General features: G+C 45.2%; 18 protein-coding genes. 17 read left to right on the forward strand and 1 reads right to left on the reverse strand.

Features of this window, described 5'->3' with window-relative positions; genetic code table 11:
• Positions 1 to 8 precede the first annotated feature (8 nt).
• The 17 genes from murE (at position 9) to AC3CH4_RS02210 (ending at position 24,260) form a co-directional block, all read left to right on the forward strand.
• Positions 9 to 1,493, forward strand: coding sequence for a UDP-N-acetylmuramoyl-L-alanyl-D-glutamate--2,6-diaminopimelate ligase (gene murE, locus AC3CH4_RS02130; protein WP_488543230.1), 1,485 nt, complete (start codon positions 9 to 11; stop codon positions 1,491 to 1,493).
• A complete protein-coding gene (locus tag AC3CH4_RS02135; protein ID WP_488543231.1) occupies positions 1,493 to 2,866 on the forward strand; it encodes a UDP-N-acetylmuramoyl-tripeptide--D-alanyl-D-alanine ligase in 1,374 nt (457 codons plus the stop codon). Before murE ends, AC3CH4_RS02135 begins: the two co-directional genes overlap by 1 nt.
• Entirely contained in the window at positions 2,863 to 3,945 is a 1,083-nt protein-coding gene (gene mraY, locus AC3CH4_RS02140; protein WP_054547819.1) for a phospho-N-acetylmuramoyl-pentapeptide-transferase, read from the forward strand. Before AC3CH4_RS02135 ends, mraY begins: the two co-directional genes overlap by 4 nt.
• A gap of 57 nt (positions 3,946 to 4,002) precedes the next feature.
• The gene (murD, locus tag AC3CH4_RS02145; protein ID WP_488543232.1) at positions 4,003 to 5,319 is read left to right on the forward strand and encodes a UDP-N-acetylmuramoyl-L-alanine--D-glutamate ligase; all 1,317 of its coding nucleotides are present in this window, start codon (positions 4,003 to 4,005) and stop codon (positions 5,317 to 5,319) included.
• A gap of 22 nt (positions 5,320 to 5,341) precedes the next feature.
• Positions 5,342 to 6,538 carry a cell division protein FtsW gene (ftsW, locus tag AC3CH4_RS02150; RefSeq protein ID WP_017087507.1) on the forward strand — a complete coding sequence of 399 codons (1,197 nt, stop codon included), beginning with the start codon at positions 5,342 to 5,344 and terminating at the stop codon, positions 6,536 to 6,538.
• Between the two features lie 12 nt (positions 6,539 to 6,550).
• Positions 6,551 to 7,612 (forward strand): undecaprenyldiphospho-muramoylpentapeptide beta-N-acetylglucosaminyltransferase, encoded by a 1,062-nt coding sequence (gene murG, locus AC3CH4_RS02155; protein WP_488543233.1) that lies wholly within the window; start codon positions 6,551 to 6,553, stop codon positions 7,610 to 7,612.
• Positions 7,613 to 7,625: 13 nt separating this feature from the next.
• Complete coding sequence (gene murC / locus AC3CH4_RS02160; protein ID WP_017084769.1) at positions 7,626 to 9,086, forward strand: UDP-N-acetylmuramate--L-alanine ligase; 1,461 nt, start codon at positions 7,626 to 7,628, stop codon at positions 9,084 to 9,086.
• 278 nt (positions 9,087 to 9,364) lie between these two features.
• Positions 9,365 to 10,057 carry a cell division protein FtsQ/DivIB gene (locus tag AC3CH4_RS02165; RefSeq protein WP_004729846.1) on the forward strand — a complete coding sequence of 231 codons (693 nt, stop codon included), beginning with the start codon at positions 9,365 to 9,367 and terminating at the stop codon, positions 10,055 to 10,057.
• Positions 10,050 to 11,318 carry a cell division protein FtsA gene (ftsA, locus tag AC3CH4_RS02170; protein ID WP_004729844.1) on the forward strand — a complete coding sequence of 423 codons (1,269 nt, stop codon included), beginning with the start codon at positions 10,050 to 10,052 and terminating at the stop codon, positions 11,316 to 11,318. Before AC3CH4_RS02165 ends, ftsA begins: the two co-directional genes overlap by 8 nt.
• A gap of 31 nt (positions 11,319 to 11,349) precedes the next feature.
• Positions 11,350 to 12,579 carry a cell division protein FtsZ gene (gene ftsZ / locus AC3CH4_RS02175; RefSeq protein WP_017084771.1) on the forward strand — a complete coding sequence of 410 codons (1,230 nt, stop codon included), beginning with the start codon at positions 11,350 to 11,352 and terminating at the stop codon, positions 12,577 to 12,579.
• Between the two features lie 96 nt (positions 12,580 to 12,675).
• Positions 12,676 to 13,593 carry a UDP-3-O-acyl-N-acetylglucosamine deacetylase gene (lpxC, locus tag AC3CH4_RS02180; protein WP_017080243.1) on the forward strand — a complete coding sequence of 306 codons (918 nt, stop codon included), beginning with the start codon at positions 12,676 to 12,678 and terminating at the stop codon, positions 13,591 to 13,593.
• A gap of 388 nt (positions 13,594 to 13,981) precedes the next feature.
• Positions 13,982 to 16,708 carry a preprotein translocase subunit SecA gene (secA, locus tag AC3CH4_RS02185; RefSeq protein ID WP_479272846.1) on the forward strand — a complete coding sequence of 909 codons (2,727 nt, stop codon included), beginning with the start codon at positions 13,982 to 13,984 and terminating at the stop codon, positions 16,706 to 16,708.
• A 342-nt stretch (positions 16,709 to 17,050) separates the two neighbouring features.
• Positions 17,051 to 17,449 carry an 8-oxo-dGTP diphosphatase MutT gene (gene mutT / locus AC3CH4_RS02190; protein ID WP_488543234.1) on the forward strand — a complete coding sequence of 133 codons (399 nt, stop codon included), beginning with the start codon at positions 17,051 to 17,053 and terminating at the stop codon, positions 17,447 to 17,449.
• Between the two features lie 92 nt (positions 17,450 to 17,541).
• Positions 17,542 to 18,366 (forward strand): 4-hydroxy-tetrahydrodipicolinate reductase, encoded by an 825-nt coding sequence (gene dapB, locus AC3CH4_RS02195; protein ID WP_488543610.1) that lies wholly within the window; start codon positions 17,542 to 17,544, stop codon positions 18,364 to 18,366.
• Positions 18,367 to 18,869: 503 nt separating this feature from the next.
• Positions 18,870 to 20,027 carry a glutamine-hydrolyzing carbamoyl-phosphate synthase small subunit gene (gene carA, locus AC3CH4_RS02200; RefSeq protein ID WP_017072829.1) on the forward strand — a complete coding sequence of 386 codons (1,158 nt, stop codon included), beginning with the start codon at positions 18,870 to 18,872 and terminating at the stop codon, positions 20,025 to 20,027.
• 16 nt (positions 20,028 to 20,043) lie between these two features.
• Positions 20,044 to 23,274 (forward strand): carbamoyl-phosphate synthase large subunit, encoded by a 3,231-nt coding sequence (gene carB, locus AC3CH4_RS02205; protein WP_017077692.1) that lies wholly within the window; start codon positions 20,044 to 20,046, stop codon positions 23,272 to 23,274.
• A 206-nt stretch (positions 23,275 to 23,480) separates the two neighbouring features.
• The gene (locus tag AC3CH4_RS02210; RefSeq protein ID WP_017080245.1) at positions 23,481 to 24,260 is read left to right on the forward strand and encodes a TSUP family transporter; all 780 of its coding nucleotides are present in this window, start codon (positions 23,481 to 23,483) and stop codon (positions 24,258 to 24,260) included.
• Here AC3CH4_RS02210 and AC3CH4_RS02215 read toward each other — a convergent pair.
• The gene (locus AC3CH4_RS02215) at positions 24,211 to 25,056 is read right to left on the reverse strand and encodes a LysR family transcriptional regulator (RefSeq protein WP_488543235.1); all 846 of its coding nucleotides are present in this window, start codon (positions 25,054 to 25,056) and stop codon (positions 24,211 to 24,213) included. The two genes, AC3CH4_RS02210 and AC3CH4_RS02215, sit on opposite strands and share 50 nt — an antisense overlap.
• Between the last annotated feature and the right edge of the window lie 72 nt (positions 25,057 to 25,128).

Below are 25,128 nucleotides of genomic sequence, written 5' to 3' on the forward strand. Positions count from 1 at the left end.
GATTCAATATGAGTAATAGCCTCACGCTGTCATCTTTACTTTCTCCTTGGGGAGACTTTAGTTCACCTGAACTGGAATCGATTGCTGTTGAGCAATTGGAGCTAGATAGCCGAGCCATCAAGGAAGGTGATATTTTTGTTGCCGTAGTCGGACATGCTGTTGATGGCCGTCGTTTTATCGACAAAGCGGTCGCACTGGGAACTCATGCTGTTATTGCACAGGCCGATGCTGAAAAGCCTCATGGTCTGATTGAATGGTTGGATACTGTCCCTGTTATTTACATTAACAACCTTAACTTGGTGCTATCTGAGTTAGCTGGTCGTGTTTACTCGTGTCAAGCGACTAAGTTGATTGGTGTTACCGGCACCAATGGCAAAACCACCATCACCCAGTTGATTGCTCAATGGCTTGATCTCGTCGGCCAACGCTCAGCGGTAATGGGCACGACAGGTAATGGTTTCTTAGACAATCTAAAAACCGCAGCGAACACCACAGGCAGTGCCATCGAAATACAGCGCACACTGAGTGAGTTAGCTGCAGAAAAAGCTATCTACACGGCAATGGAAATCTCTTCTCACGGTTTGGTACAAGGTCGAGTAAAGGCTTTGGACTTTGAGGTAGGTGTATTTACTAACTTGAGTCGTGATCATCTTGATTACCACGGCACGATGGAAGAGTACGCATTGGCTAAGAAGAGCCTGTTTACTCAACACAAATGCAAGCACGCAGTGATCAATGTGGATGACGAAGTGGGTAAAGCTTGGATGCCGGACTTATCCAATGCCATTGCAGTCTCACTGTTACCGCTAACGGGCTATCAACAGTCGGTGTGGGCATCTGATGTCGGTTATGCAGAAACCGGTATTAAGCTCTCTTTCGATGGTAGTTGGGGACAAGGGAAGCTTTCTGCTCCACTGATTGGTCAGTTCAACGCATCAAACGTACTGGTTGCTTTTGCTACTTTGCTTTCTTTGGGTATCGAAAAGCAAACCTTGGTCGACACTGCGCCTCAGCTTCAACCTGTGATTGGCCGAATGGAGCTTTTCCAAGTTCCCAACAAAGCAAAAGTAGTTGTCGATTATGCTCATACGCCCGATGCGCTAGAGAAAGCATTGGCAGCACTGCGCGTGCATTGCTCAGGAAAACTGTGGGCAATCTTTGGTTGTGGTGGAGATCGAGACACTGGTAAGCGCCCAATGATGGCTGCGACCGCAGAGCAGTTCGCCGATAAAATTATTATTTCAGATGATAACCCTCGTAGCGAAGAACCGGCACTGATTGTCAAAGACATGCTAGCTGGCTTAAGCAAACCTGAAGCTGCGTTTGTCGAACACGATCGCTACCAAGCGGTTAAGTTTGCGCTTGAGCAGGCAGGCAGCGATGACATTATTCTTCTGGCTGGTAAAGGCCATGAGGATTACCAAGTATTGAAAGATAAAACGGTACATTACTCAGACCGAGAGTCTGCGCTTCAACTTTTAGGTATTTCATAATGATTGATGTATCACTTGAGCAAATCTGCTCCGTGGTCAGTGGTGAGCTGATTGAAGCGGGCAACTCGAACAATAACGTAATCAATGCAGTTTCAACGGATACTCGTACCGTTGAAGAAGGCGCCTTGTTTGTCGCTATCGTTGGAGATCGTTTCGACGCGCATGACTTTTGCCATCAAGCCGTTGAAGCAAACGCGAGCGCGTTGTTAGTCGAACGAAAACTTGACCTAAATATTACTCAAGTTGTTGTCGAAGACACTAAACTTGCTTTAGGTGAACTAAGTGCTTGGATTCACAAACAATGTGACGTGCCAACGATGGCGATTACAGGCAGTTGTGGCAAAACGACCGTTAAAGAGATGGTGGCGAGCATTTTACAGCAGCGTGGCAAGGTGCTGTTTACGGCGGGTAACTTCAATAATGATATTGGTGTGCCTTTGACCTTGTTACGCAGTGAACCCAATGATGACTATGCAGTGATCGAATTAGGCGCTAACCATATTGGTGAAATTGCCTACACCACTCAGCTAGTGAAACCACAAGTTGCCTTAGTCAATAATGTAGCCGCGGCTCATTTAGAAGGCTTTGGTTCGATTGATGGTGTGAAACAAGCGAAAGGTGAAATTTTTCAGGGGCTTGCTGCTGGTGATACTGCTATTGTTAATTTAGAGAGCAACGGTGGTGATTTTTGGAATGAAGTACTCGCGGATAAAGCGGTGCTGACATTTTCTGAAAGTAACCATGAAGCTGATTATTTTGCTGAAAATATCGAAATCAACGACCAAGGCGAAGCTTGCTTTGATATGCAAATGCCACTAGGTGTTACAGCTGTTGAACTTGGTATTATTGGTCAGCATAACGTGGCGAACGCGTTGGCAGCTGCAGCGTTGAGCATTCAATTTGGTGCAACGCTTGATGAAATAAAAAGTGGTTTAGCGAATCTTATCTCGGTTAAAGGGCGAGTTGAGGTTCAACAATTAAGTCAGAATATCAAGCTGATAGATGACAGTTATAATGCCAGCGTACCCGCGATGAAGGCGGCAGCCAAACTGCTGTCGAGCTTCAAAGGTCAACGTTGGTTGATTTTAGGTAATATGGCTGAATTAGGCGACGAAAGTCTTGCACTTCACCGTCAAGTCGGTGAATATGCTGCCCCATTCGCTTTTGAGCATGTACTCACTTACGGTGATGATACCAAGGTGATTAGTGAGGTCTGTAACGGTACCCACTTTGCAACGCATCAAGCGATGATCGCGCACATAGAGCAGCACTTACGCTTGCCAGAAAACGCGTCACATACCTTGTTGGTAAAAGGCGCGAATAGTGCAGGAATGAGTAACATAGCCGCTGCTTTAAAGGAGAACTTTTCATGATAATTTGGCTTGCAGAGCTACTACAGCCACACCTTTCTTTTTTCCGTTTGTTCGAATACCTATCGTTTCGTGCAATCGCGAGTATTTTGACGGCGCTATGTCTGTCGCTGTGGATGGGACCTCGTTTAATTGAGCGTCTGCAAATGCTACAAATTGGCCAAGTTGTTCGTAATGACGGCCCTGAATCTCACTTTAGCAAACGTGGTACACCAACCATGGGTGGCGTGATGATCCTAGCTGCCATTATTATTACAGTATTAATGTGGTCTGATCTTTCTAACCCTTACGTTTGGGCGGTATTAGTGGTACTTGCTGGTTATGGCGCGGTCGGTTTTGTTGATGACTACCGTAAAGTGGTTCGTAAAAACACCGATGGCTTGATTGCTCGCTGGAAGTACTTCTGGCAATCTGCGATTGCATTGGTTGTGGCATTTGCTCTGTATGCTCACGGGCACGATACTGCAGCAACTCAATTAGTGGTTCCTTTCTTTAAAGATGTGATGCCACAGCTTGGTTTATTGTACATCGTACTGACTTATTTTGTTATTGTGGGTACCAGTAACGCGGTAAACCTAACAGACGGCCTAGATGGTTTGGCAATTATGCCAACGGTGATGGTTGCTGCTGGTTTTGCTGTAATTGCATGGGCAACAGGTAATGTTAACTTTGCAGCATATCTACACATTCCATACATCCCATACACTTCTGAGCTTGTGGTTGTATGTACTGCTATCGTCGGTGCCGGACTTGGCTTCCTATGGTTCAACACTTACCCAGCGCAAGTATTCATGGGCGATGTTGGCTCACTAGCGCTTGGTGGTGCACTGGGTGTGATCGCGGTGTTAGTTCGCCAAGAGTTGGTACTGGTTATCATGGGCGGTGTGTTTGTAATGGAGACCTTGTCAGTTATTCTGCAGGTGGGCTCTTACAAATTGCGTGGTCAGCGTATTTTCCGCATGGCTCCGATTCACCACCACTATGAACTGAAAGGTTGGCCAGAGCCGCGCGTAATCGTGCGCTTTTGGATCATCTCAATGGTATTAGTGCTGGTTGGCCTAGCGACACTGAAAGTTCGTTAATCTTATGTGAGCCTCTGATTAGAGGCTCTTTAAAACTATTAAGAGCATCTTGTTTAAATGGAACGTTGGCAAAATATTCAAAATGTAGTGGTTGTGGGGCTCGGTATTACCGGGCTCTCTGTCGTTAAACATCTCGTAAAATATCAACCTCACACACATGTGAAGGTGATTGATACTCGCGAGCTACCACCGGGCAGAGAATCTTTGCCTGAATCGGTGGACCTGCATTCTGGAAGTTGGAATAGCCAATGGTTAGCGGGAGCGGATTTAGTCGTTGCTAACCCAGGTATCGCCTTAGCGACGCCTGAAATACAAGATGTTATTCAAGCGGGAACTCCGGTTGTTGGCGATATTGAACTGTTTGGCTGGGCGGTAGACAAACCTGTTGTGGCTATCACAGGTTCCAATGGCAAGAGCACAGTGACCGATCTAACGGGTGTACTTGCAAAGGCTGCTGGTCTTAACGTTGGTGTTGGTGGCAACATCGGTATTCCTGCCTTAGACCTTCTTGAGCTTGATGCTGATTTATATGTCCTTGAGCTTTCAAGCTTTCAGCTAGAGACAACATCCAGTCTAAACCTTGCAGCGGCGGCCTTTTTGAACTTGTCAGAAGATCATATGGATCGCTATCAAGGCATGGCCGATTACCGTGACGCCAAATTAAGAATTTTTAACAACGCTCAGTACGCGATTGTAAACCGCGAAGACAAAGAGACTTATCCTGACCACAGTATGCCATTAGTGACATTCGGACTCGACGACCAAGAGTTTGGTGTGGCGATGATTGATGGTACTGAATGGGTGGTGGATAACAACAAGCCAGTACTTCCTACTCAAGATTTAACATTGGTTGGACGTCACAATGTGGCAAATGCGCTAGTCTCGCTAGCACTGCTTAAACAAGTCGGTATTGATTACAGCAAAAGCCTTGAAGCTCTGAAGGCCTACAACGGTTTAACACATCGTTGCCAAGTGGTGGCTGATAAGCGTTCTATTAAGTGGGTTAACGACTCGAAAGCAACCAACGTAGCCAGTACATTAGCGGCTCTGTCGGGCTTAGAATATCAAGGCACCTTGTATCTTCTGGTTGGTGGTGTAGGTAAGGGCGCTGATTTTAGTGAGCTTGAACCTGTGTTGTCACAGCTAGAGCGTGTTCAACTGTGTTGCTTCGGTGAAGATGCCGCGCAATTTATGCCATTGCATCCATCGGCTAAGACGTTTGATACCATGCGTGACATTATCGAGAGTGTCTCGAAGCTGTTAGTTGCCGGTGATATGGTGATGTTGTCTCCAGCGTGTGCGAGCTTCGATCAATTTAATAACTTCATGGCAAGAGGTGATGCGTTCACTGACCTTGCCCATGAGTATGCCTAACGTGTTGAAGGACTAACATTCAGTGCAAAGAGTGAAAGAGATTAATCAATCCATTTGGCAATGGCTAAACCGTGCCACACCAGAGGCGCTCTACGATCGTCAATTGGTATGGATTGCTCTTGGACTGATGCTGACCGGATTGGTGATGGTAACGTCTGCTTCGTTCCCAATCAGTGCTCGTTTAACTGATCAGCCGTTTCACTTTATGTTCCGCCATGCCATTTTCCTTGTGTTGGCGTTAATCGTATCCAGCGTCATATTGCAAATTCCAATGAAACGTTGGTTTCAATACAGTATGTACTTATTGGGTTTATCCTTCTTTTTGCTGGTCGTGGTATTGGCTGTCGGTAAGTCGGTTAACGGTGCATCGCGCTGGATCCCTCTTGGATTATTTAACTTACAACCCGCTGAAGTCGCTAAGTTGTCGCTGTTTATCTTTATGGCGGGTTATTTAGTTCGTAAACAAGACGAAGTGAGAAAAACCTTCTTCGGTGGCTTTGGTAAACCGATCATGGTATTCGGTGCTTTTGCTGTGTTACTACTTGGCCAGCCCGATTTAGGTACGGTAGTTGTAATGCTGGTTACCTTGTTTGGAATGTTATTTATCGCAGGAGCCAAGCTTTCACAGTTTATTGCCTTGATGGTGGCGGGTATTGCTGCGGTCGTTGGCTTGATTGTGATAGAACCTTATCGTGTTCGACGTGTTACCTCATTTTGGGAACCGTGGAATGATCCGTTTGGCAGTGGCTACCAGTTAACTCAATCACTAATGGCATTTGGTCGTGGTGATTGGATGGGGCAAGGCCTTGGTAACTCGGTTCAGAAGTTAGAATATTTACCAGAAGCACATACCGATTTTGTGTTTGCGGTATTGGCTGAAGAGTTGGGTTTTGTTGGCGTGACCTTAGTGCTGATCCTTATTTTTAGTTTGGTGCTTAAAGCGATTTTAATTGGCAAAAAAGCCTTCGAGAACGACCAGTTATTCAGTGGTTACCTTGCCTTTGGTATTGGTATTTGGTTTGCTTTTCAGACGCTTGTTAACGTAGGTGCTGCATCGGGTATTGTTCCGACCAAAGGTCTAACCCTGCCGCTTATCAGTTATGGTGGTTCAAGCCTTATCGTGATGTCAGTAGCGGTTTCTATGCTACTGCGTATCGATCACGAATGCCGAATGCAACAAAAAGAACAAGCCGACAATCAAAACGAATTAGTAGAATAAGAATCTAACGTTATGAAACAAAACAAAAAACTTTTAGTGATGGCTGGTGGAACTGGCGGTCACGTTTTCCCAGGGTTAGCGGTGGCGAAAAAGCTTCAGCAACAAGGTTGGGAAATTCGCTGGTTAGGAACCGCAGACAGAATGGAAGCGGATTTAGTGCCAAAGCATGGTATTGAGATCGACTTCATTAAGGTGAAAGGCCTGCGTGGTCAAGGCATTAGCAAGTTGATTAAAGCGCCATTCCAGATTATTAATGCCATACTTCAAGCAAGACAGCACATCAAAGCATGGCAGCCAGATGTGGTGCTTGGAATGGGTGGTTACGTGAGTGGCCCCGGTGGCATTGCGGCATGGCTATCCGGTATTCCCGTGGTTCTTCATGAACAAAATGCCGTGGCGGGTTTAACTAACCAATGGCTCTCAAAAATTGCGAAAAAGGTATTCCAAGCCTTTCCTGGTGCTTTCCCTGCCGCAGAAGTTGTGGGGAACCCAGTACGAGAAGATGTTGTTGCCTTAGCTGAACCCGAGCAACGCATGGCAGAGCGTGACGGCGATATTCGTATCCTAGTTATGGGTGGCAGCCAAGGAGCTAAAATTCTTAACGATACTCTGCCTGTGACATTGGCTCAGTTAGGTGCTGGTTTTACTGTGATGCACCAAGCTGGTAAAAACAATCAGCAGCAAGTGATTGAACAATACAAATCACATTCTGTAGATAATGTTCAAGTGACTGAATTTATTGATGATGTGGCGCAAGCTTATGAGTGGGCAGATCTATTAGTGTGTCGCTCAGGTGCATTAACCGTATCTGAAGTGTCTGCAGCCGGTGTGGGTTCTATCTTCGTTCCGTTTATGCATAAAGACAGACAGCAAGCGTTGAATGCCGATCACCTAGTTGAATGTGGCGCAGCGTTGATGATTGAACAGCCTCAATTGACGGCTGATAAGCTAGCGAACACTATTGCTCAGCTTGATAGAAATGAATTAAAAATGATGGCAACAAAAGCTCGTCAAGCCGCCAAGCTTGATGCTGATGTGACTGTCGCTGAAGCGATTCAAGCTTTAGCAAAATAATGAGATTGAATTGATGACGATTGAACATACCCAAGACTTAGCGCAAATCCGTGCAATGGTGCCAGAGATGCGCCGTGTTAAATCTATCCACTTCATTGGTATTGGTGGCGCAGGAATGAGCGGGATTGCTGAAGTCTTGCTTAATGAAGGCTACCAGATTACTGGTTCTGACATTGCTCAAAACCCAGTGACTGATCGTTTAGTTAGCAAGGGTGCGACCGTTTACATCGGCCACCAAGCAAGCAACGTTGCCGACGCTAGTGTGGTAGTGGTTTCAACCGCTATCAACGAAGAAAATCCAGAGATTATTGCCGCTCGTGAAGCGCGCACACCTATCGTTCGTCGTGCTGAAATGCTGGCTGAGTTGATGCGTTTTCGTCATGGCATTGCTGTGGCAGGTACGCACGGTAAAACCACTACAACTGCGCTAGTGACACAGATTTACTCGGAAGCTGGCTTAGATCCAACTTTCGTAAACGGTGGTTTGGTCAAGAGTGTGGGCACGAATGCTCGCCTAGGTTCGAGTCGTATTCTTATTGCTGAAGCCGATGAAAGTGATGCGTCATTTTTACATCTGCAACCAATGGTTAGTATTGTGACTAACATTGAAGCGGATCATATGGATACCTATGGCGGCGATTTCGAAACGCTAAAGCAGACGTTTATTGATTTCTTACACAATCTGCCATTCTACGGTCAGGCTGTGATGTGTGTGGATGATCCAGTGGTACGTGAGCTTATCCCTCAGGTTAGTCGTCAAGTGATTACCTACGGCTTCTCAGAAGACGCTGATATCCGCATTGAAAACTATGTACAACAAGGTCAGCAAGGCAAGTTTACGGTTGTTCGCAAAGGTAAAGCCAATCTCGATATTACGTTGAACATTCCCGGTCGTCATAACGCACTGAACGCATCAGCGGCGATTGCGGTTGCGACGGAAGATGACATCAGCGATGAAGCGATTCTAAAAGCGATGGCTGGAACGGAAGGCACTGGCCGTCGTTTCGATCACCTTGGTGAATATGAAACGGGTAAGGGTGTTGCAATGCTGGTCGATGATTACGGCCATCACCCAACCGAAGTTGACGTCACCATTCAAGCTGCACGAAGTGGTTGGACTGATAAACGTCTTGTGATGATCTTCCAACCGCACCGTTATAGCCGCACTCGCGATCTGTATGATGACTTCGCGAACGTTCTTGAGCAGGTTGATGTGCTTATTCTGTTAGATGTTTATTCTGCAGGTGAGAAACCTATTGCAGGGGCTGACGGACGCTCGTTAAGTCGAACTATTCGTGGGCGTGGTAAGATTGATCCCATCTTTGTTGCTGATATCAACACGCTGCCGTCGGTTTTAGCCAACGTTATTCAAGGCGGAGACCTTGTTTTAACACAGGGTGCTGGTGATGTTGGTCGTGTAGCGAAGCAACTTGAATCGCTACAATTAGACATTAATAAGATGCAAAACGCGTAACAGAATACTGTATACAGACTGTGGTTGATCGCTCACTTCTTGCGATTGACCTAAAATTGACCAAAAATCTTATTATCAACGTTTGATAGTTTGATTTTGCTCAGTATAATTCATAGGTTAAAGTAAGTGCTTTTACCTCTATTACGAAGATAGGGAATAGAATTGCGAACCAACGACAGGGAATGCGGGCTTTGGTAGAAAGTACTTTTAGCGAAAACCGCCACCTATTCAGTTTACCATCGCTAAAGAAACACGCTGTAGGCGGGTCTTTTTTTGTCATGGTACTGCTATTCATTGGATTTCTTTTCTATACCACACTGACTTGGATGTGGGACGATCAGCGATTGCCTCTCTCCAAAATAGTACTTCAAGGCGACTTAACTTACGTAACGGCTGGTGATGTTCAACATGCCTTTGGTGAGCTAGAGCATATTGGAACGTTCATGTCGCAAGACATTGGTGTGTTGCAAGACAGTTTAGAAGCGTTACCTTGGGTTTCAGTGGTGTCCATTCGTAAGCAGTGGCCAGACACAATAAAAGTATTTTTGACTGAGTATCATGCAGCAGCAATCTGGAACGGTAATATGCTGTTGAATGATAATGGTCAGGTGTTTAATGGTGATATCGGTCTTTTGAAGGGCGATAGAGTCAAGCTTTACGGCCCAGACGGCACCAGCCAAAAAGTGATAGAAAAGTGGCGACAAATAACTCCTTTGATTAACAATCTAGGGTTAACCGTTACTTCGCTCGTTCTCAATGAGCGTCGCGCTTGGCAAATAATCCTAGATAACGGTATCCGTTTAGAACTAGGTAAAGATTCTTTAGATGAGCGTGTTGAACGCTTCATTTCGCTTTACAACGAACTTGGTAGTAAAGCGAATCAAGTGAGCTACATCGACCTCAGGTATGATACGGGAGCCGCTGTAGGCTGGTTTCCAGAGCAAGAGTTAGAAGAGAGCACAGATGACTAAGACCGCAGATGACAACATAATCGTTGGTCTTGATATAGGCACTGCGACCATATCAGCTCTAGTTGGTGAAATATTGCCTGATGGTCAAATCAATATCATTGGTTCAGGGCAAAGCCCATCCAGAGGTATGGATAAAGGTGGTGTAAACGACCTAGAGTCGGTAGTGAAGTCAGTTCAGCGAGCCATTGATCAAGCAGAGTTGATGGCGGAATGCCAAATCAGCAATGTATTTATATCGCTGTCCGGTAAGCATATCGCAAGCCGAATTGAAAAAGGTATGGGCACTATTTCAGATGAAGAAGTGTCTCAAGACGATATGGATCGAGCGATCCATACCGCTAAATCGATTAAAATAGGTGATGAGCAGAGAATTCTGCACGTGATTCCACAAGAATTTACCATCGATTATCAAGAAGGGATCAAGAATCCACTTGGTTTATCTGGTGTTCGAATGGAAGTCAGTGTTCATCTAATTTCTTGCCACAGCGACATGGCGAGAAACATTATTAAAGCTGTTGAACGATGTGGTCTCACTGTAGAACAAATCGTGTTTTCAGGACTTGCCTCAAGCAATGCGGTAATTACTGACGACGAGAGAGAGCTTGGAGTATGTGTTGTTGATATTGGTGCTGGTACGATGGATATTTCCATTTGGACTGGCGGCGCATTGCGACACACAGAAGTCTTTTCCTACGCAGGAAATGCAGTAACCAGTGATATTGCCTTCGCTTTCGGCACGCCAGTGAGCGATGCTGAAGAGATAAAAGTAAACCACGGTTGCGCTCTGAGTGAACTCGTAAGCAAGGATGATTCTGTTAACGTCCCTAGTGTAGGTGGCCGTCCATCGAGAAGTTTGCAAAGACAAACTTTGTCGGAAGTGATTGAACCACGTTACACTGAACTTATGGGTCTCGTTAACCAAACTATTGATACGGTTCAATTACAGCTACGAGATGAAGGTATTAAACACCACCTTGCAGCTGGCGTCGTTCTCACTGGTGGAGCGGCACAAATTGACGGATTGGTAGAGTGTGCGGAACGTGTTTTCCGCAATCAAGTTCGAGTTGGTAAGCCGTTAGAAGTTAGTGGCTTAACTGACTATGTTAAAGAGCCGTATCATTCTACGGCGGTTGGTTTACTTCATTACGCAAGAGATTGTCAGATAAGTGATGAGGGTGATTACAGCGAACCTAAGCGTTCAGCACCTTCTATGTCAGGCTTGTTTGGTAAATTGCGTAATTGGATACAAAAAGAGTTTTAACCTGAGTTGCAGGAAAAAACGGAGATAACACATGTTTGAACCGATGATGGAAATGTCTGACGATGCAGTAATTAAAGTCGTTGGAGTTGGTGGCGGTGGCGGTAATGCTGTTGAGCACATGGTACGTGAATCGATCGAAGGCGTAGAGTTCATCAGTGTTAATACTGATGCTCAAGCCCTTCGTAAAACGAGCGTGAGCAGCGTGATCCAAATTGGTGGTGATATCACTAAAGGTTTGGGCGCTGGTGCAAATCCACAAGTAGGCCGTGATGCAGCTCTCGAAGATCGAGAAAGAATTAAAGAAGTTCTAACTGGCGCCGATATGGTATTTATCGCAGCTGGTATGGGCGGTGGTACAGGTACAGGTGCTGCTCCAGTTATTGCTGAAGTTGCGAAAGAGTTGGGTGTGCTAACGGTTGCTGTTGTAACTAAGCCATTTAGCTTTGAAGGCAAAAAGCGTTTAGCGTTTGCTGAGCAAGGTATCGAAGAGCTTTCTAAACATGTGGATTCTTTAATTACGATTCCAAATGAAAAGCTACTTAAAGTACTTGGCCGTGGCGTAACACTGCTAGAAGCTTTCGCAAGTGCAAATGATGTACTTAAAAACGCTGTACAAGGCATCGCTGAGCTAATTACTCGCCCTGGTATGATTAACGTCGATTTCGCGGATGTTCGCACTGTGATGTCGGAAATGGGTCATGCAATGATGGGTAGCGGTATCGCAAAAGGTGAAGACCGTGCTGAAGAAGCTGCTGAAACGGCAATTTCTAGCCCATTACTAGAAGACATCGACCTAGCTGGCGCGCGTGGCGTTCTTGTGAACATCACTGCAGGCCTAGATATGCGTTTAGATGAATTCGAGACTGTGGGCAATACAGTTAAGGCATTCGCTTCTGATAACGCAACGGTTGTTATTGGTACCTCTCTAGACCCTGATATGACGGATGAAATCCGTGTAACTGTTGTTGCAACAGGTATCGGCACAGAGAAAAAACCAGACATTACTCTAGTTGCTGGTGGTAAGGCAAAAGTAGCGCCAACGCCTCAACCTCAAGTTGCTGTTCAAACGGCAGCAAAAGTGGAAGAGAAAGTGGCACAACCATTGCAGGAAAAAACTGAGGTAAAACCTCAAGTTAAACCACAGCCAACAACGTCACCTGTTTCTTCGGGTACAGGCGCTAGCCAGAGTGCAGCACCTAAAGCTGAGAAAGAGAGCGGATATTTAGATATTCCAGCATTTTTACGACGTCAGGCTGATTAACAAATACCCAAAATTTGACTATCGTCGAATTAATGGTAAAATTCGCGGTTGGTAAATACTGACCGTGATTTGTAGCACTGATAACGAGGCAAGCAGATGATCAGACAACGTACTCTGAAAGAAATTGTGAAAACAACTGGTGTGGGTCTCCACTCTGGTCGTAAAGTCACACTTACTCTTCGCCCGGCAGCTGCAAATACAGGTATTGTTTATCGTCGTACAGATGTAAATCCACCTGTAGATTTCCCAGCTGATCCAGCATCAGTTCGTGACACTATGCTATGTACTGCTCTTGTTAATGACGAAGGCATACGTATCTCTACAGTGGAGCACCTTAACGCAGCTCTAGCTGGAATGGGTATCGACAACATTATTGTTGAAGTCGATGCTCCAGAAATTCCAATTATGGATGGTAGCGCAAGCCCATTTGTATACTTGCTACAGCAAGCGGGTGTTGAAACACTGAATGCAGCGAAGCGTTTTATTCGAATCAAAAAGCCTATCCGTTTTGAAGATGGCGATAAGTGGGCAGAGTTTGTTCCATTTAACGGCTTCCGTATGGACTTTGAGATCGACTTTAACCACCCTGCGATTGAATCGGATGAGCAACGTTTGTTGTTTGATTTCTCATCACAAGGTTTTGTGAAGCAGATTTCTCGCGCTCGTACTTTCGGTTTCATGCGCGATATTGAGTACCTTCAGTCTCAAAACCTAGTACTTGGCGGTAGCTTTGATAATGCTATCGTACTGGACGAATACCGAATTCTTAATGAAGAAGGCCTTCGTTTCGACAATGAGTTTGTAACTCACAAAGTATTGGATGCGATTGGTGACCTTTACATGTGTGGACACGCTATTATTGGTGAGTTCCGTGCATACAAATCAGGTCACGGCCTAAATAACCAACTTTTACGCGCAGTTCTTGCTGACGCCGAAGCTTGGGAATGGGCAACATTCGAAGAAGAAGCTGGTTCTCCAGTTGCTTTCGCAGAACCGGGTATGGTTCTAGCGTAATTGTTGTTTACAACAATATAAGATTTCAAAAACCAGGCCATCGGCCTGGTTTTTTTGTATCTATTTTCCAGATACAGTGTCGTTAACCTCCGGAAATTGCTGGCTAATGGGCTGCTGTCTGCTTAATCCATCAGCAATTAGAAAGAAAAGTTCCAAGCACATCAAACAAATGGTGTTCTAAATGGTCGTTAGTGTGAAAATTACTTACACTAAAGGGCATTAATTTTAACTCAAGCCTTGAAAACTCTACTCTCAAGTACAATATCAAAGATACTAGATTTATCTCAGTATCCTTGGTTAGTAACTGAAGACTAGTTCATAGCTAGTAGAGACTGACGGCATTTAAAATAGATCGCGGACGATCTGAGAACGAAGAGATTCCAAGCACATGATTACTAAGCTGCTGACAAAGGTAATTGGCAGTCGCAATGACAGAACACTGCGCCGCCTTAGAAAAATTGTAAAAGAAATTAATAACTACGAACCAACGTTTGAAGCACTTTCTGATGAAGAGCTAAAAGCAAAAACGGTTGAGTTTCGTGAGCGCTTAGATAAAGGTGAATCGTTAGATCAACTTCTACCTGAAGCTTTCGCTACGGTACGTGAAGCGTCTAAGCGTGTTTACGGCATGCGTCACTTTGACGTGCAAATGATTGGTGGCATGGTTCTTAATGCTGGCCAAATTGCAGAGATGCGTACTGGTGAAGGTAAGACACTTACCGCAACCCTACCAGCTTATCTAAACGCGCTACCAAGCAAAGGTGTTCACGTAATAACGGTGAACGATTACCTAGCGAAGCGTGATGCGGAAACAAACCGTCCATTATTTGAATTCCTTGGCATGACTGTTGGCGTGAATGTGGCAAACATGGCTCCGCCAGAGAAAAAAGAAGCGTACCAAGCGGATATCCTATACGGAACAAACAACGAGTTTGGTTTTGATTACCTTCGTGACAACATGGCTTTCCGTGCTGAAGACCGAGTTCAACGTGAGCGCTTCTTTGCTGTAGTAGATGAGGTTGACTCAATCTTAATTGATGAAGCTCGTACTCCGTTAATTATCTCTGGCCCAGCTGAAGATAGTTCTGACCTTTATACGCGCATTAACACTCTAATTCCTTCTCTAGAGCGTCAAGATAAAGAAGATTCAGAAGAGTACCGTGGTGAAGGTCACTACACCATGGACGAAAAATCAAAACAGGTTCACCTGACTGAAAACGGTCAAGAATTTGTAGAAGAACTAATGGTCAAAAACGGCTTGATGGAAGAGGGTGACACACTTTACTCTCCAACCAATATCAGCCTATTGCACCATGTGAATGCTGCGCTTCGTGCACACGTATTGTTTGAGAAAAACGTCGACTACATCGTTACTGAAGAAGGCGAAGTGGTTATCGTTGATGAACATACTGGTCGTACTATGCCAGGTCGTCGTTGGTCTGAAGGTTTACACCAAGCTGTTGAAGCTAAAGAAGGTGTGAAGATTCAGAATGAAAACCAAACGCTAGCATCGATTACATTCCAGAACTTCTTCCGACTGTACGAAAAACTGTCAGGCATGACAGGTACTGCTGATACTGAAGCTTTCGAGTTCCAGTCTATCTACGGCCTAGAAACGGTGGTTATCCCAACCAACAAGCCTATGGTTCGTAACGATATGCCAGATGTGGTTTATCGTACTGAAGAAGACAAGTTCAATGCGATCATTGAAGACATCAAAGACCGTGTTGCGGCTGGTCAGCCATCACTGGTTGGTACGGTTTCTATCGAGAAATCTGAACTGCTGTCTAACGCACTGAAAAAAGCAAAGATTAAGCACAACGTACTAAATGCTAAGTTCCATGAGATGGAAGCTGAGATCGTTGCGCAAGCTGGTATGCCGAGTGCGGTAACTATCGCAACTAACATGGCAGGTCGTGGTACCGATATCGTGTTAGGTGGTAGCTGGCAGGCACAAATTGAGAAGCTAGATAATCCAACGAAAGAGCAGATCGACAAGATCAAAGCTGACTGGAGAGTTATCCACGATACAGTTCTTGAGTCAGGTGGTCTGCACATCATTGGTACTGAGCGTCATGAATCTCGCCGTATCGATAACCAACTACGTGGTCGTTCTGGTCGTCAAGGTGATGCAGGTTCTTCTCGTTTCTACCTATCAATGGAAGATTCTCTGCTACGTATCTTTACGTCTGATCGTATGGCTGGTCTTATCCAAAGTGGTATGGACGAAGGCGAAGCGATTGAATCTAAGATGTTATCTCGCTCAATTGAAAAAGCTCAACGTAAAGTGGAAGGTCGTAACTTCGACATCCGTAAGCAGCTTCTTGAGTACGATGATGTAGCCAATGACCAACGTAAGGTTGTTTATGAGCTACGTGATGAACTGATGAGTTCTGATGACATCAGCGAGATGATCGAACACAACCGTGAAGATGTACTTGCGTCAGTCATTGATGAATACATCGCTCCTCAATCTCTTGAAGACATGTGGGATATCGCGGGTCTGCAAGATCGTCTGAAGAATGACTTCGACCTAGACTTTGATATTCAAGGTTGGTTGGACGAAGACGACAAGCTTTATGAAGAAGCATTGCGTGAGCGTATTCTTGGTATGGCGGTAGATTCGTACAAACAGAAAGAAGAAGTGGTTGGTGCTCAAGTACTGCGTAACTTCGAGAAGTCTGTGATGCTACAAACGTTAGACGGTCTTTGGAAAGAGCACTTGGCTGCGATGGATCACCTTCGTCAAGGTATCCACTTACGTGGTTATGCTCAGAAGAACCCGAAACAAGAGTACAAGCGCGAGTCGTTTGAACTGTTTGAAGGCCTACTAGATGTACTAAAAACAGACGTTGTGACCATCCTTTCTAAAGTTCGCGTTCAGCAACAAGAAGAAGTTGAAAAGATGGAAGCTCAGCGTCAAGCTCAAGCTGAACAAGCGGCGCGTCGTGCACAGGCACAACACGCAACAGCTGAAAACCAGCTAGCTGACGATGAAGCGGATGCGGCATCTCCACAAACAGTAGTACGCGATGAGCGTAAAGTGGGTCGTAACGAACCATGCCCATGTGGAAGTGGTAAGAAGTACAAACAGTGTCACGGTAAAATTGACTAATGCTTTGCTGTAGTGGCTGATAACTTCGTCGGCGATGCTCATTTACACTTGTAAACTCCGCGTCGCCTCCTCGTTCTCAACCAATACAGCTTTGCCTTAATATAATTTTGATAAAAAGAGTCGCTTAGGCGGCTCTTTTTGTATGTAAATTTCATGACTTATCTTTTTGTCGAAAGGAAAGTCGTCATTCCCTATAGCGAGGAGCGAGCGCAGTCGGGAATCTTGTTTGATAGTTTGGCTTAAGGTTGTTGTATTAGCTTCCCACCTCAGTCGTTACTCCTTCTGGAGGGTGACGAATTTAGGGGCAACGTAGGCCAAGCGTTTATTAAGGAACATCATCATATGAAAAGAATCCATATTGTCGCGGGCATTATCTTCAACCAAGATAAGTCACAGGTCTTTATCACTAAACGCCTAGACGACAAGCACAAAGGCGGTTTCTGGGAATTCCCTGGTGGTAAAGTAGAAGCGGGCGAAACCATTGAGCAAGCGATGGCTCGTGAACTTGATGAAGAGATTGGCATCAAGGTGACAGAGCAGTCTCTGTTTGAGCACCTTGAATTTGATTACAGTGACAAGTCGCTTAAGTTTGATTTCATTCTTGTGACTGATTTCGAGCAACAGCCTTATGGTAAAGAAGGGCAACAAGGTGAATGGGTCGATCTTGAATCATTGAGCCAATACGCATTCCCTGAAGCGAATGTGCCCATTTTAGAGCGAGTAATAAAAGAGTTTTCGTAATTGCTAGCCTGAGTTTGAGATTGTTGTTAGTTTAAAGAGATTAATCGAATGAACGTTGCTGCGACAGATGAGCAGTGACGGTAACCAAAACAATGGAGATATTCGCAGTGGTAAGAATTGCAATTGCAGGAGCAGCTGGCCGTATGGGTCGTAACTTGGTGAAAGCCGCTCACCAAAATTCAGAAGCAAGCGTTGGCGCTGGTTCAGAGCGTCCAGAGTCATCTTTGGTCGGTGTTGATGTTGGCGAGTTATGCGGTGAAGGTCGTTTTGATGTAGCTTTAGTTGATGACCTTTCGAAAGCGATTGAAGAGTTTGATGTGATCGTCGACTTTACCGCACCTGTGAGCACATTAGCGAATATTGAACTTTGTAAGCGTCACGGTAAAAAACTGATCATCGGCACTACTGGTTTCTCTGAAGAAGAAAAGCAGGTCATCGATACAGCATCAAAAGAGATGTCTATTGTAATGGCACCAAACTACAGCGTTGGTGTGAACCTAGTATTTAAGCTGCTAGAAAAGGCCGCTAAAGTGATGGGCGATTACTGTGATGTTGAAATCGTAGAGGCTCACCACCGTCATAAAGTCGATGCACCTTCTGGTACTGCGATTGGCATGGGCGAAGCGATAGCCGGAGCGATGGGCAACGAGCTAAACGATGTCGCTGTATGGTCACGCGAAGGCATTACGGGCGAGCGTACAAAAGATGAGATCGGTTTTGCGACCATTCGTGCCGGTGACATCATTGGTGAGCATACCGCTATGTTTGCTGATATTGGCGAGCGCGTTGAAATTACCCATAAGGCAACGGATAGAATGACCTTTGCCAATGGTGCGATCAAGGCGGCTGTTTGGCTAAATGACAAGCCAGCAGGCTTTTATACCATGACGGATGTCCTTGGTTTGAATGACCTGTAAATAGATATTTATGCGCTGGCAATTGCCGGCGCTTTCTTTATTTGGTGGCTTTTCCTTAATAATCTCTCTTCTACGATCTTCCTTCTACTTTCTTTTTATTGCCATTTTTTCTCTATTTTTGTGCTATTTATGCGGTCTTTGGTGTGTTTTTTGCTTTAGGTCTTTAAATTACCATGTTTTCTCTTGGTATTTATCGATTGCGTTTTGTTGCTGATATTTTTGGCACTCTATGGTTAGCTAAAATGACGGGTTAAAATTAGAAAATCGTAATATTCCTATTAATAGAGTATAAAAGTTGAACTTTTGAAGCTTTGATGGGGGAAATTGAATTAGTTCTTACAAATGTTTAATTTCTTTCTCGTTAAATGTTGACACGTATCACGCAGATCACTAGAATATCGCCAATTTGTCTAATTTCCATAAACACGCAGTTTTTGGTGTTACAGGAAGGTAGATTTGCAAATTAAATCAATTTTAATGCATTTTTATTTCTGGAGGTTGTCTTGAAGAAGTCAGCACTACTCGTCCTAGAAGATGGGACAGTATTTCACGGTGAAGCCATTGGCGCTGTAGGTTCTGCAGTTGGTGAAGTCGTTTTTAATACCTCGATGACGGGGTACCAAGAAATCCTCACTGATCCTTCCTATTCTCAACAAATCGTTACCCTTACTTACCCTCACATTGGCAATACCGGAACCAATTCCGAAGATGAAGAATCTTCTTCAATCCACGCTCAAGGCCTTGTGATTCGCGATCTCCCTCTAATCGCTTCTAACTTCCGTAATGAACAATCCCTTTCTGATTACCTTAAGTCGCAAAACGTTGTTGGTATCGCTGATATCGATACTCGTAAGCTGACGCGTATTCTTCGTGAAAAAGGTGCTCAAAACGGTTGTATCGTAGCGGGTAACAACCTTGATGAGGCTCTAGCTCTTGCTAAAGCAAAAGAATTCCCTGGCCTGAAAGGTATGGACCTTGCGAAAGAAGTTACAACAAAAGAAGCGTATCAATGGAAACAAGGTTCGTGGACGCTTACGGGTGGACTTCCTGAAGCGAAAGCAGACTCTGAATTGCCATACCACGTTGTTGCTTATGACTTCGGTGCAAAACGAAATATCTTACGAATGCTTGTTGACCGCGGCTGCCGCCTAACGGTTGTTCCTGCTGAAACTTCAGCAGAAGAAGTACTCGCTCTGAACCCAGACGGTGTTTTCCTTTCAAATGGCCCTGGTGACCCAGAACCATGTACTTACGCAATTGAAGCAACAAAAGTGTTTCTAGAAAAAGGTTTGCCAATCTTTGGTATCTGTCTAGGTCACCAGATTCTTGCTCTTGCGTCAGGCGCTAAGACAGTGAAGATGAAGTTTGGTCACCACGGTGCAAACCACCCGGTTAAAGATTTAGATCGTGATGTTGTGATGATTACTTCACAAAACCACGGCTTTGCTGCTGACGAAGATACGCTTCCAGAGACATTACGAGCGACTCATAAGTCTCTATTTGATGGTTCTCTACAAGGTATCCACCGTACAGATAAGCCAGCATTTAGCTTCCAAGGTCACCCAGAAGCAAGCCCAGGTCCAGAAGATGCGGCACCGCTATTCGACCACTTCATTGAATTAATTAACCAGTCTGTTGCAAACAAACAAGACAAAGCGTAATCCGGAGTAGTAGATAATGCCAAAACGTACTGACATTAAAAGTGTTCTAATTCTAGGTGCTGGCCCGATTGTTATCGGTCAAGCATGTGAGTTTGATTACTCTGGTGCTCAAGCTTGTAAAGCACTTCGCGAAGAAGGTTACCGAGTTATTCTTGTAAACTCGAACCCAGCGACAATCATGACTGACCCAGACATGGCTGATGCGACTTACATCGAACCTATCCAATGGGAAGTGGTTCGTAACATCATCGCTAAAGAGAAGCCAGATGCAGTTCTACCGACAATGGGCGGCCAAACTGCACTTAACTGTGCGTTAGATTTAGAAAAATACGGCGTACTTGAAGAGTTCGGCGTAGAGATGATTGGCGCAACTGCTGACGCTATCGATAAAGCTGAAGACCGCTCTCGTTTTGATAAAGCAATGAAATCGATTGGTCTTGAGTGTCCAACGGCTGATACAGCGAAAACGATGGAAGAAGCTTACAAAGTTCAAGAAATGGTTGGTTTCCCTTGTATCATTCGTCCATCGTTTACGATGGGTGGTACAGGCGGTGGTATCGCTTATAACAAAGAAGAATTTGAAGAAATCTGTCGTCGTGGTTTGGACCTATCTCCAACCAACGAACTTCTTATCGATGAATCACTTATCGGTTGGAAAGAGTACGAGATGGAAGTGGTTCGCGACAAGAACGACAACTGCATCATCGTATGTGCGATTGAAAACTTTGACCCAATGGGTATTCACACTGGTGACTCGATCACAGTGGCTCCGGCTCAAACGCTAACAGACAAAGAATACCAACTAATGCGTAACGCTTCTCTAGCGGTACTGCGTGAGATTGGTGTTGAAACGGGTGGTTCAAACGTACAGTTTGGTATCAATCCGAAAGATGGCCGTATGGTTATCATCGAGATGAACCCACGTGTATCTCGTTCTTCTGCACTTGCTTCTAAAGCAACAGGTTTCCCAATCGCTAAGATTGCAGCGAAACTGGCTGTTGGCTTTACGCTAGACGAGCTAATGAATGACATCACTGGCGGCGCAACTCCAGCATCATTCGAACCAACAATCGACTACGTAGTAACTAAGATTCCTCGTTTTAACTTCGAGAAGTTTGCAGGTGCTAACGACCGTCTAACGACGCAAATGAAGTCGGTTGGTGAAGTTATGGCTATCGGCCGTAACCAACAAGAATCTCTACAGAAAGCACTTCGCGGTCTAGAAGTTGGCGCAACTGGTTTCGACGAAATGGTCGACCTAGATGCACCTGATGCTCTAACGACGATTCGCCATGAGCTTAAAGAAGCCGGTTCTGACCGTATTTGGTACATCGCAGACGCTTTCCGTGCTGGTATGTCAGTTGATGGTGTATTCAACCTAACGCAAATTGACCGCTGGTTCCTAGTTCAAATCGAAGACATCGTAAAACTAGAGCAAGAACTTAAAGCGAAAGGCTTTGCTGGTCTGAATAAAGACGAGCTAATGAAGCTTAAGCGTAAAGGTTTTGCTGATGCTCGCCTGTCTAAGATTCTAGGTGTGGCTGAAAGTGAAATTCGTCGTCTACGTGACCAATACGATATTCACCCAGTTTACAAGCGCGTAGATACGTGTGCGGCTGAGTTCTCTTCTGATACGGCTTACATGTACTCATCTTACGATGACGAATGTGAATCGAACCCAACAGACAAAGAGAAAATCATGATCTTAGGCGGCGGTCCAAACCGTATCGGCCAAGGTATTGAATTCGATTACTGTTGTGTACATGCATCTTTAGCACTACGTGAAGATGGCTACGAAACAATCATGGTTAACTGTAACCCTGAGACAGTTTCGACTGACTACGATACGTCTGACCGTCTGTATTTTGAACCAGTAACTCTGGAAGACGTACTAGCAATCGTTCGTGTTGAGAAGCCAAAAGGCGTTATCGTTCAGTACGGTGGCCAAACACCACTGAAACTGGCTCGTGAGCTTGAAGCTGCTGGCGTACCAATCATTGGTACTAGCCCTGACGCAATCGACCGTGCAGAAGACCGTGAGCGTTTCCAAGTTGCTGTTGACCGTCTTGGTCTTCTACAACCAGAAAACGCGACAGTAACAACAATGGAGCAAGCGGTAGAAAAATCTCGCGAAATCGGCTTCCCATTGGTTGTTCGTCCTTCTTATGTTCTTGGTGGTCGTGCGATGGAAATCGTATACGACGAGCAAGATTTACGTCGCTACTTCAACGAAGCTGTAAGTGTTTCAAACGAATCTCCAGTACTACTTGATAGCTTCCTAGATGATGCAATTGAAGTCGACGTTGATGCGATTTGTGACGGTGAGCGCGTTGTTATTGCGGGTATCATGGAGCATATCGAACAAGCGGGTGTTCACTCAGGTGACTCAGCATGTTCTCTTCCTGCTTACACGCTAAGCCAAGAAATCCAAGACGTAATGCGTGAGCAAGTTGAAAAGCTAGCGTTCGAGTTGGGTGTTCGTGGTCTAATGAATACGCAGTTTGCTGTTAAGAACAATGAAGTGTACCTAATCGAGGTTAACCCTCGTGCAGCACGTACAGTACCGTTCGTATCGAAAGCAACAGGCGCAGCAGTCGCTAAGATTGCAGCTCGTGTTATGGCGGGTCAATCGCTAGAGTCTCAAGGCTTTACGAAAGAAATCATCCCACCATACTACTCAGTGAAAGAAGTTGTTCTTCCGTTCAACAAATTCCCGGGTGTTGACCCACTATTAGGCCCAGAAATGCGCTCTACTGGTGAAGTTATGGGTGTTGGTGCAACGTTTGCTGAAGCATACTCTAAAGCTGAATTGGGTTGTGGCAACATCTACCCAGAAGGCGGCCGTGCACTTCTTTCTGTTCGCGAAGGCGACAAAGAGCGTGTTGTTGACCTAGCATCTAAGCTATCTAAGCTTGGCTACCAGCTAGACGCAACACATGGTACTGCAGTTATCCTTGGCGAAGCGGGTATCAACCCACGTCTAGTAAACAAGGTACACGAAGGTCGTCCTCATATTCTTGACCGTATCAAGAACAATGAGTACACGTACATCGTGAACACTGCGGCTGGCCGTCAAGCGATTGAAGATTCTAAAGTTCTTCGTCGTGGCGCACTGGCTGAGAAAGTGAACTACACGACGACGCTAAATGCTGCATTTGCGACTTGTATGGCGCACACTGCAGACGCGAAAACGTCAGTAACTTCAGTTCAAGAACTGCACGCACAGGTTAAAGCTTCTCTAGCTTAATTGACTAACGTGTATCGCTGTTAAGCGGATATAAATGCTCAAAGCCCACTCTTCGGAGTGGGCTTTTTTATGCCTGTCATCTGGTGAAGATCTGGTAATGGCTAAATGATGAAAATTTGGAATAGGTTACAATCTTGTGTTTCGTTGTTGATTGTTTGCTCACGGTGGTAAGTTGTCGCTACACGAGAATTTAAGGCGTTGGGTATATGGAAATCACTCTAGAAATATTGGCTATCTTGTTTGTTGTTGCAACGGCGGCAGGCTTTATTGATGCAATGGCTGGCGGCGGTGGATTATTGACTCTACCTGCATTGCTAGCGGCAGGAGTACCACCAACGCAGGCATTGGCCACCAACAAACTTCAAAGTTCTTTTGGTAGTTTCTCCGCCAGTTGGTATTTCGTACGCAACGGTATCGTGAACATAAAAGAGATGCGTCTTGCCATTCTCTGTACCTTTATCGGTTCTGCGATTGGTGCTGAGTTAGTGCAGCATATTGATGCGAGTTTATTGACGAGCATGATCCCCTTACTGCTTATCGCCATCTCTCTCTATTTCCTATTAGCACCCCAAACTAGAGCGTCTGAAGGTAAGCAAAAGATGTCTGAAGCCGTGTTTGCTTTGTGCATTGGCGGCGGTGTTGGTTTCTACGATGGCTTCTTTGGCCCAGGAACGGGTTCTATTTTCACCGTCTGTTTTGTTGCTATCGGCCATTTCTCTTTAGTGGATGCAACAGCACGTACTAAGGTTCTTAACTTTACCTCGAATATAGCCGCATTGATCTTCTTTATTTTGGCTGGCTTGCCAATTTGGGAGTTGGGATTAGTGATGGCAGTTGGTGGCTTTATGGGCGCTCAACTTGGCGCTAAAGTAGTGGTGACAAAAGGGCAGAAGTGGATTCGCCCCCTTGTGATCGTGATGTCGATGTTAATGGCATCTAAACTGCTTTGGGAACAGCATCAACAATGGATTCTATCAGTATTTTAACTCGTGGAGATTGATAGCTGTTCGGCCTTACACAGATATGAATCGGTCTAATCAATCCCTTCAATTCGGGAAAACTAAACAGGTATTGAGGCTCAATATTGAGTGTTTTTACGATAGATAGCGGGATCAACGCTGGCCCTGTCCCACCGAGTGCTAACTGGGCTGCTGCGGTGTAGGCATCCATCTCCATCAAGGGTTTGATGCCGAACTTTTCGAGCACAGATAACTGATACGAGTTTGCCGGATTGGTCATGTCGTTAGTGATAACCATTGGAGGAAGCTCCGTTAACGGCGACTTACTCACGATGTAAAAAGGCTCATCAAACAGGTGGAATGTCATCAAGCCATGATGCGGTGGCAGTAAGCCAGCACACAACCCTAAGGTCGCTTTGCCAGATTGCACTCGCTCTATGATTCTTGGGGTATGGTTCGTGGTAATGGTGATGTATTTATCTTGCTGGATAAATTTCCCCATCATTTCACCTAGATAACCTGCGATCAGCGACTTAGAGCTATCTAAGGTGATGAGGGTGGTATCTTCCAACTCTTGCTGCTCATAAATAAGACCACGAAGCTCATTGAATGCAGGGCCGATACTCTCGATTAATGCAATCGCATCTGGCGTCAGTTTGATCTGTCGGCCACTCGGTTCTATGAGTTTCTTGCCTAACTTCTTTTCTAAATTAGCAATCCGTTTGCTGACCGCTGATTGGCTGATATAAAGCAAACTGCCGGTGCGGCTCATGGTTTTTGCTTTACTTAAAACCAGTAGAGTTTCGATTCCTTCGAGGAGCATTGGGTTATATTCATGAAAGTTGGGAATGATTAAACCAAGTTACCTCAAACGCCATTCATTCTCTAGTCTGAG

The sequence above is a fragment of the Vibrio sp. QJM3NY_26 genome (assembly GCF_057786005.1).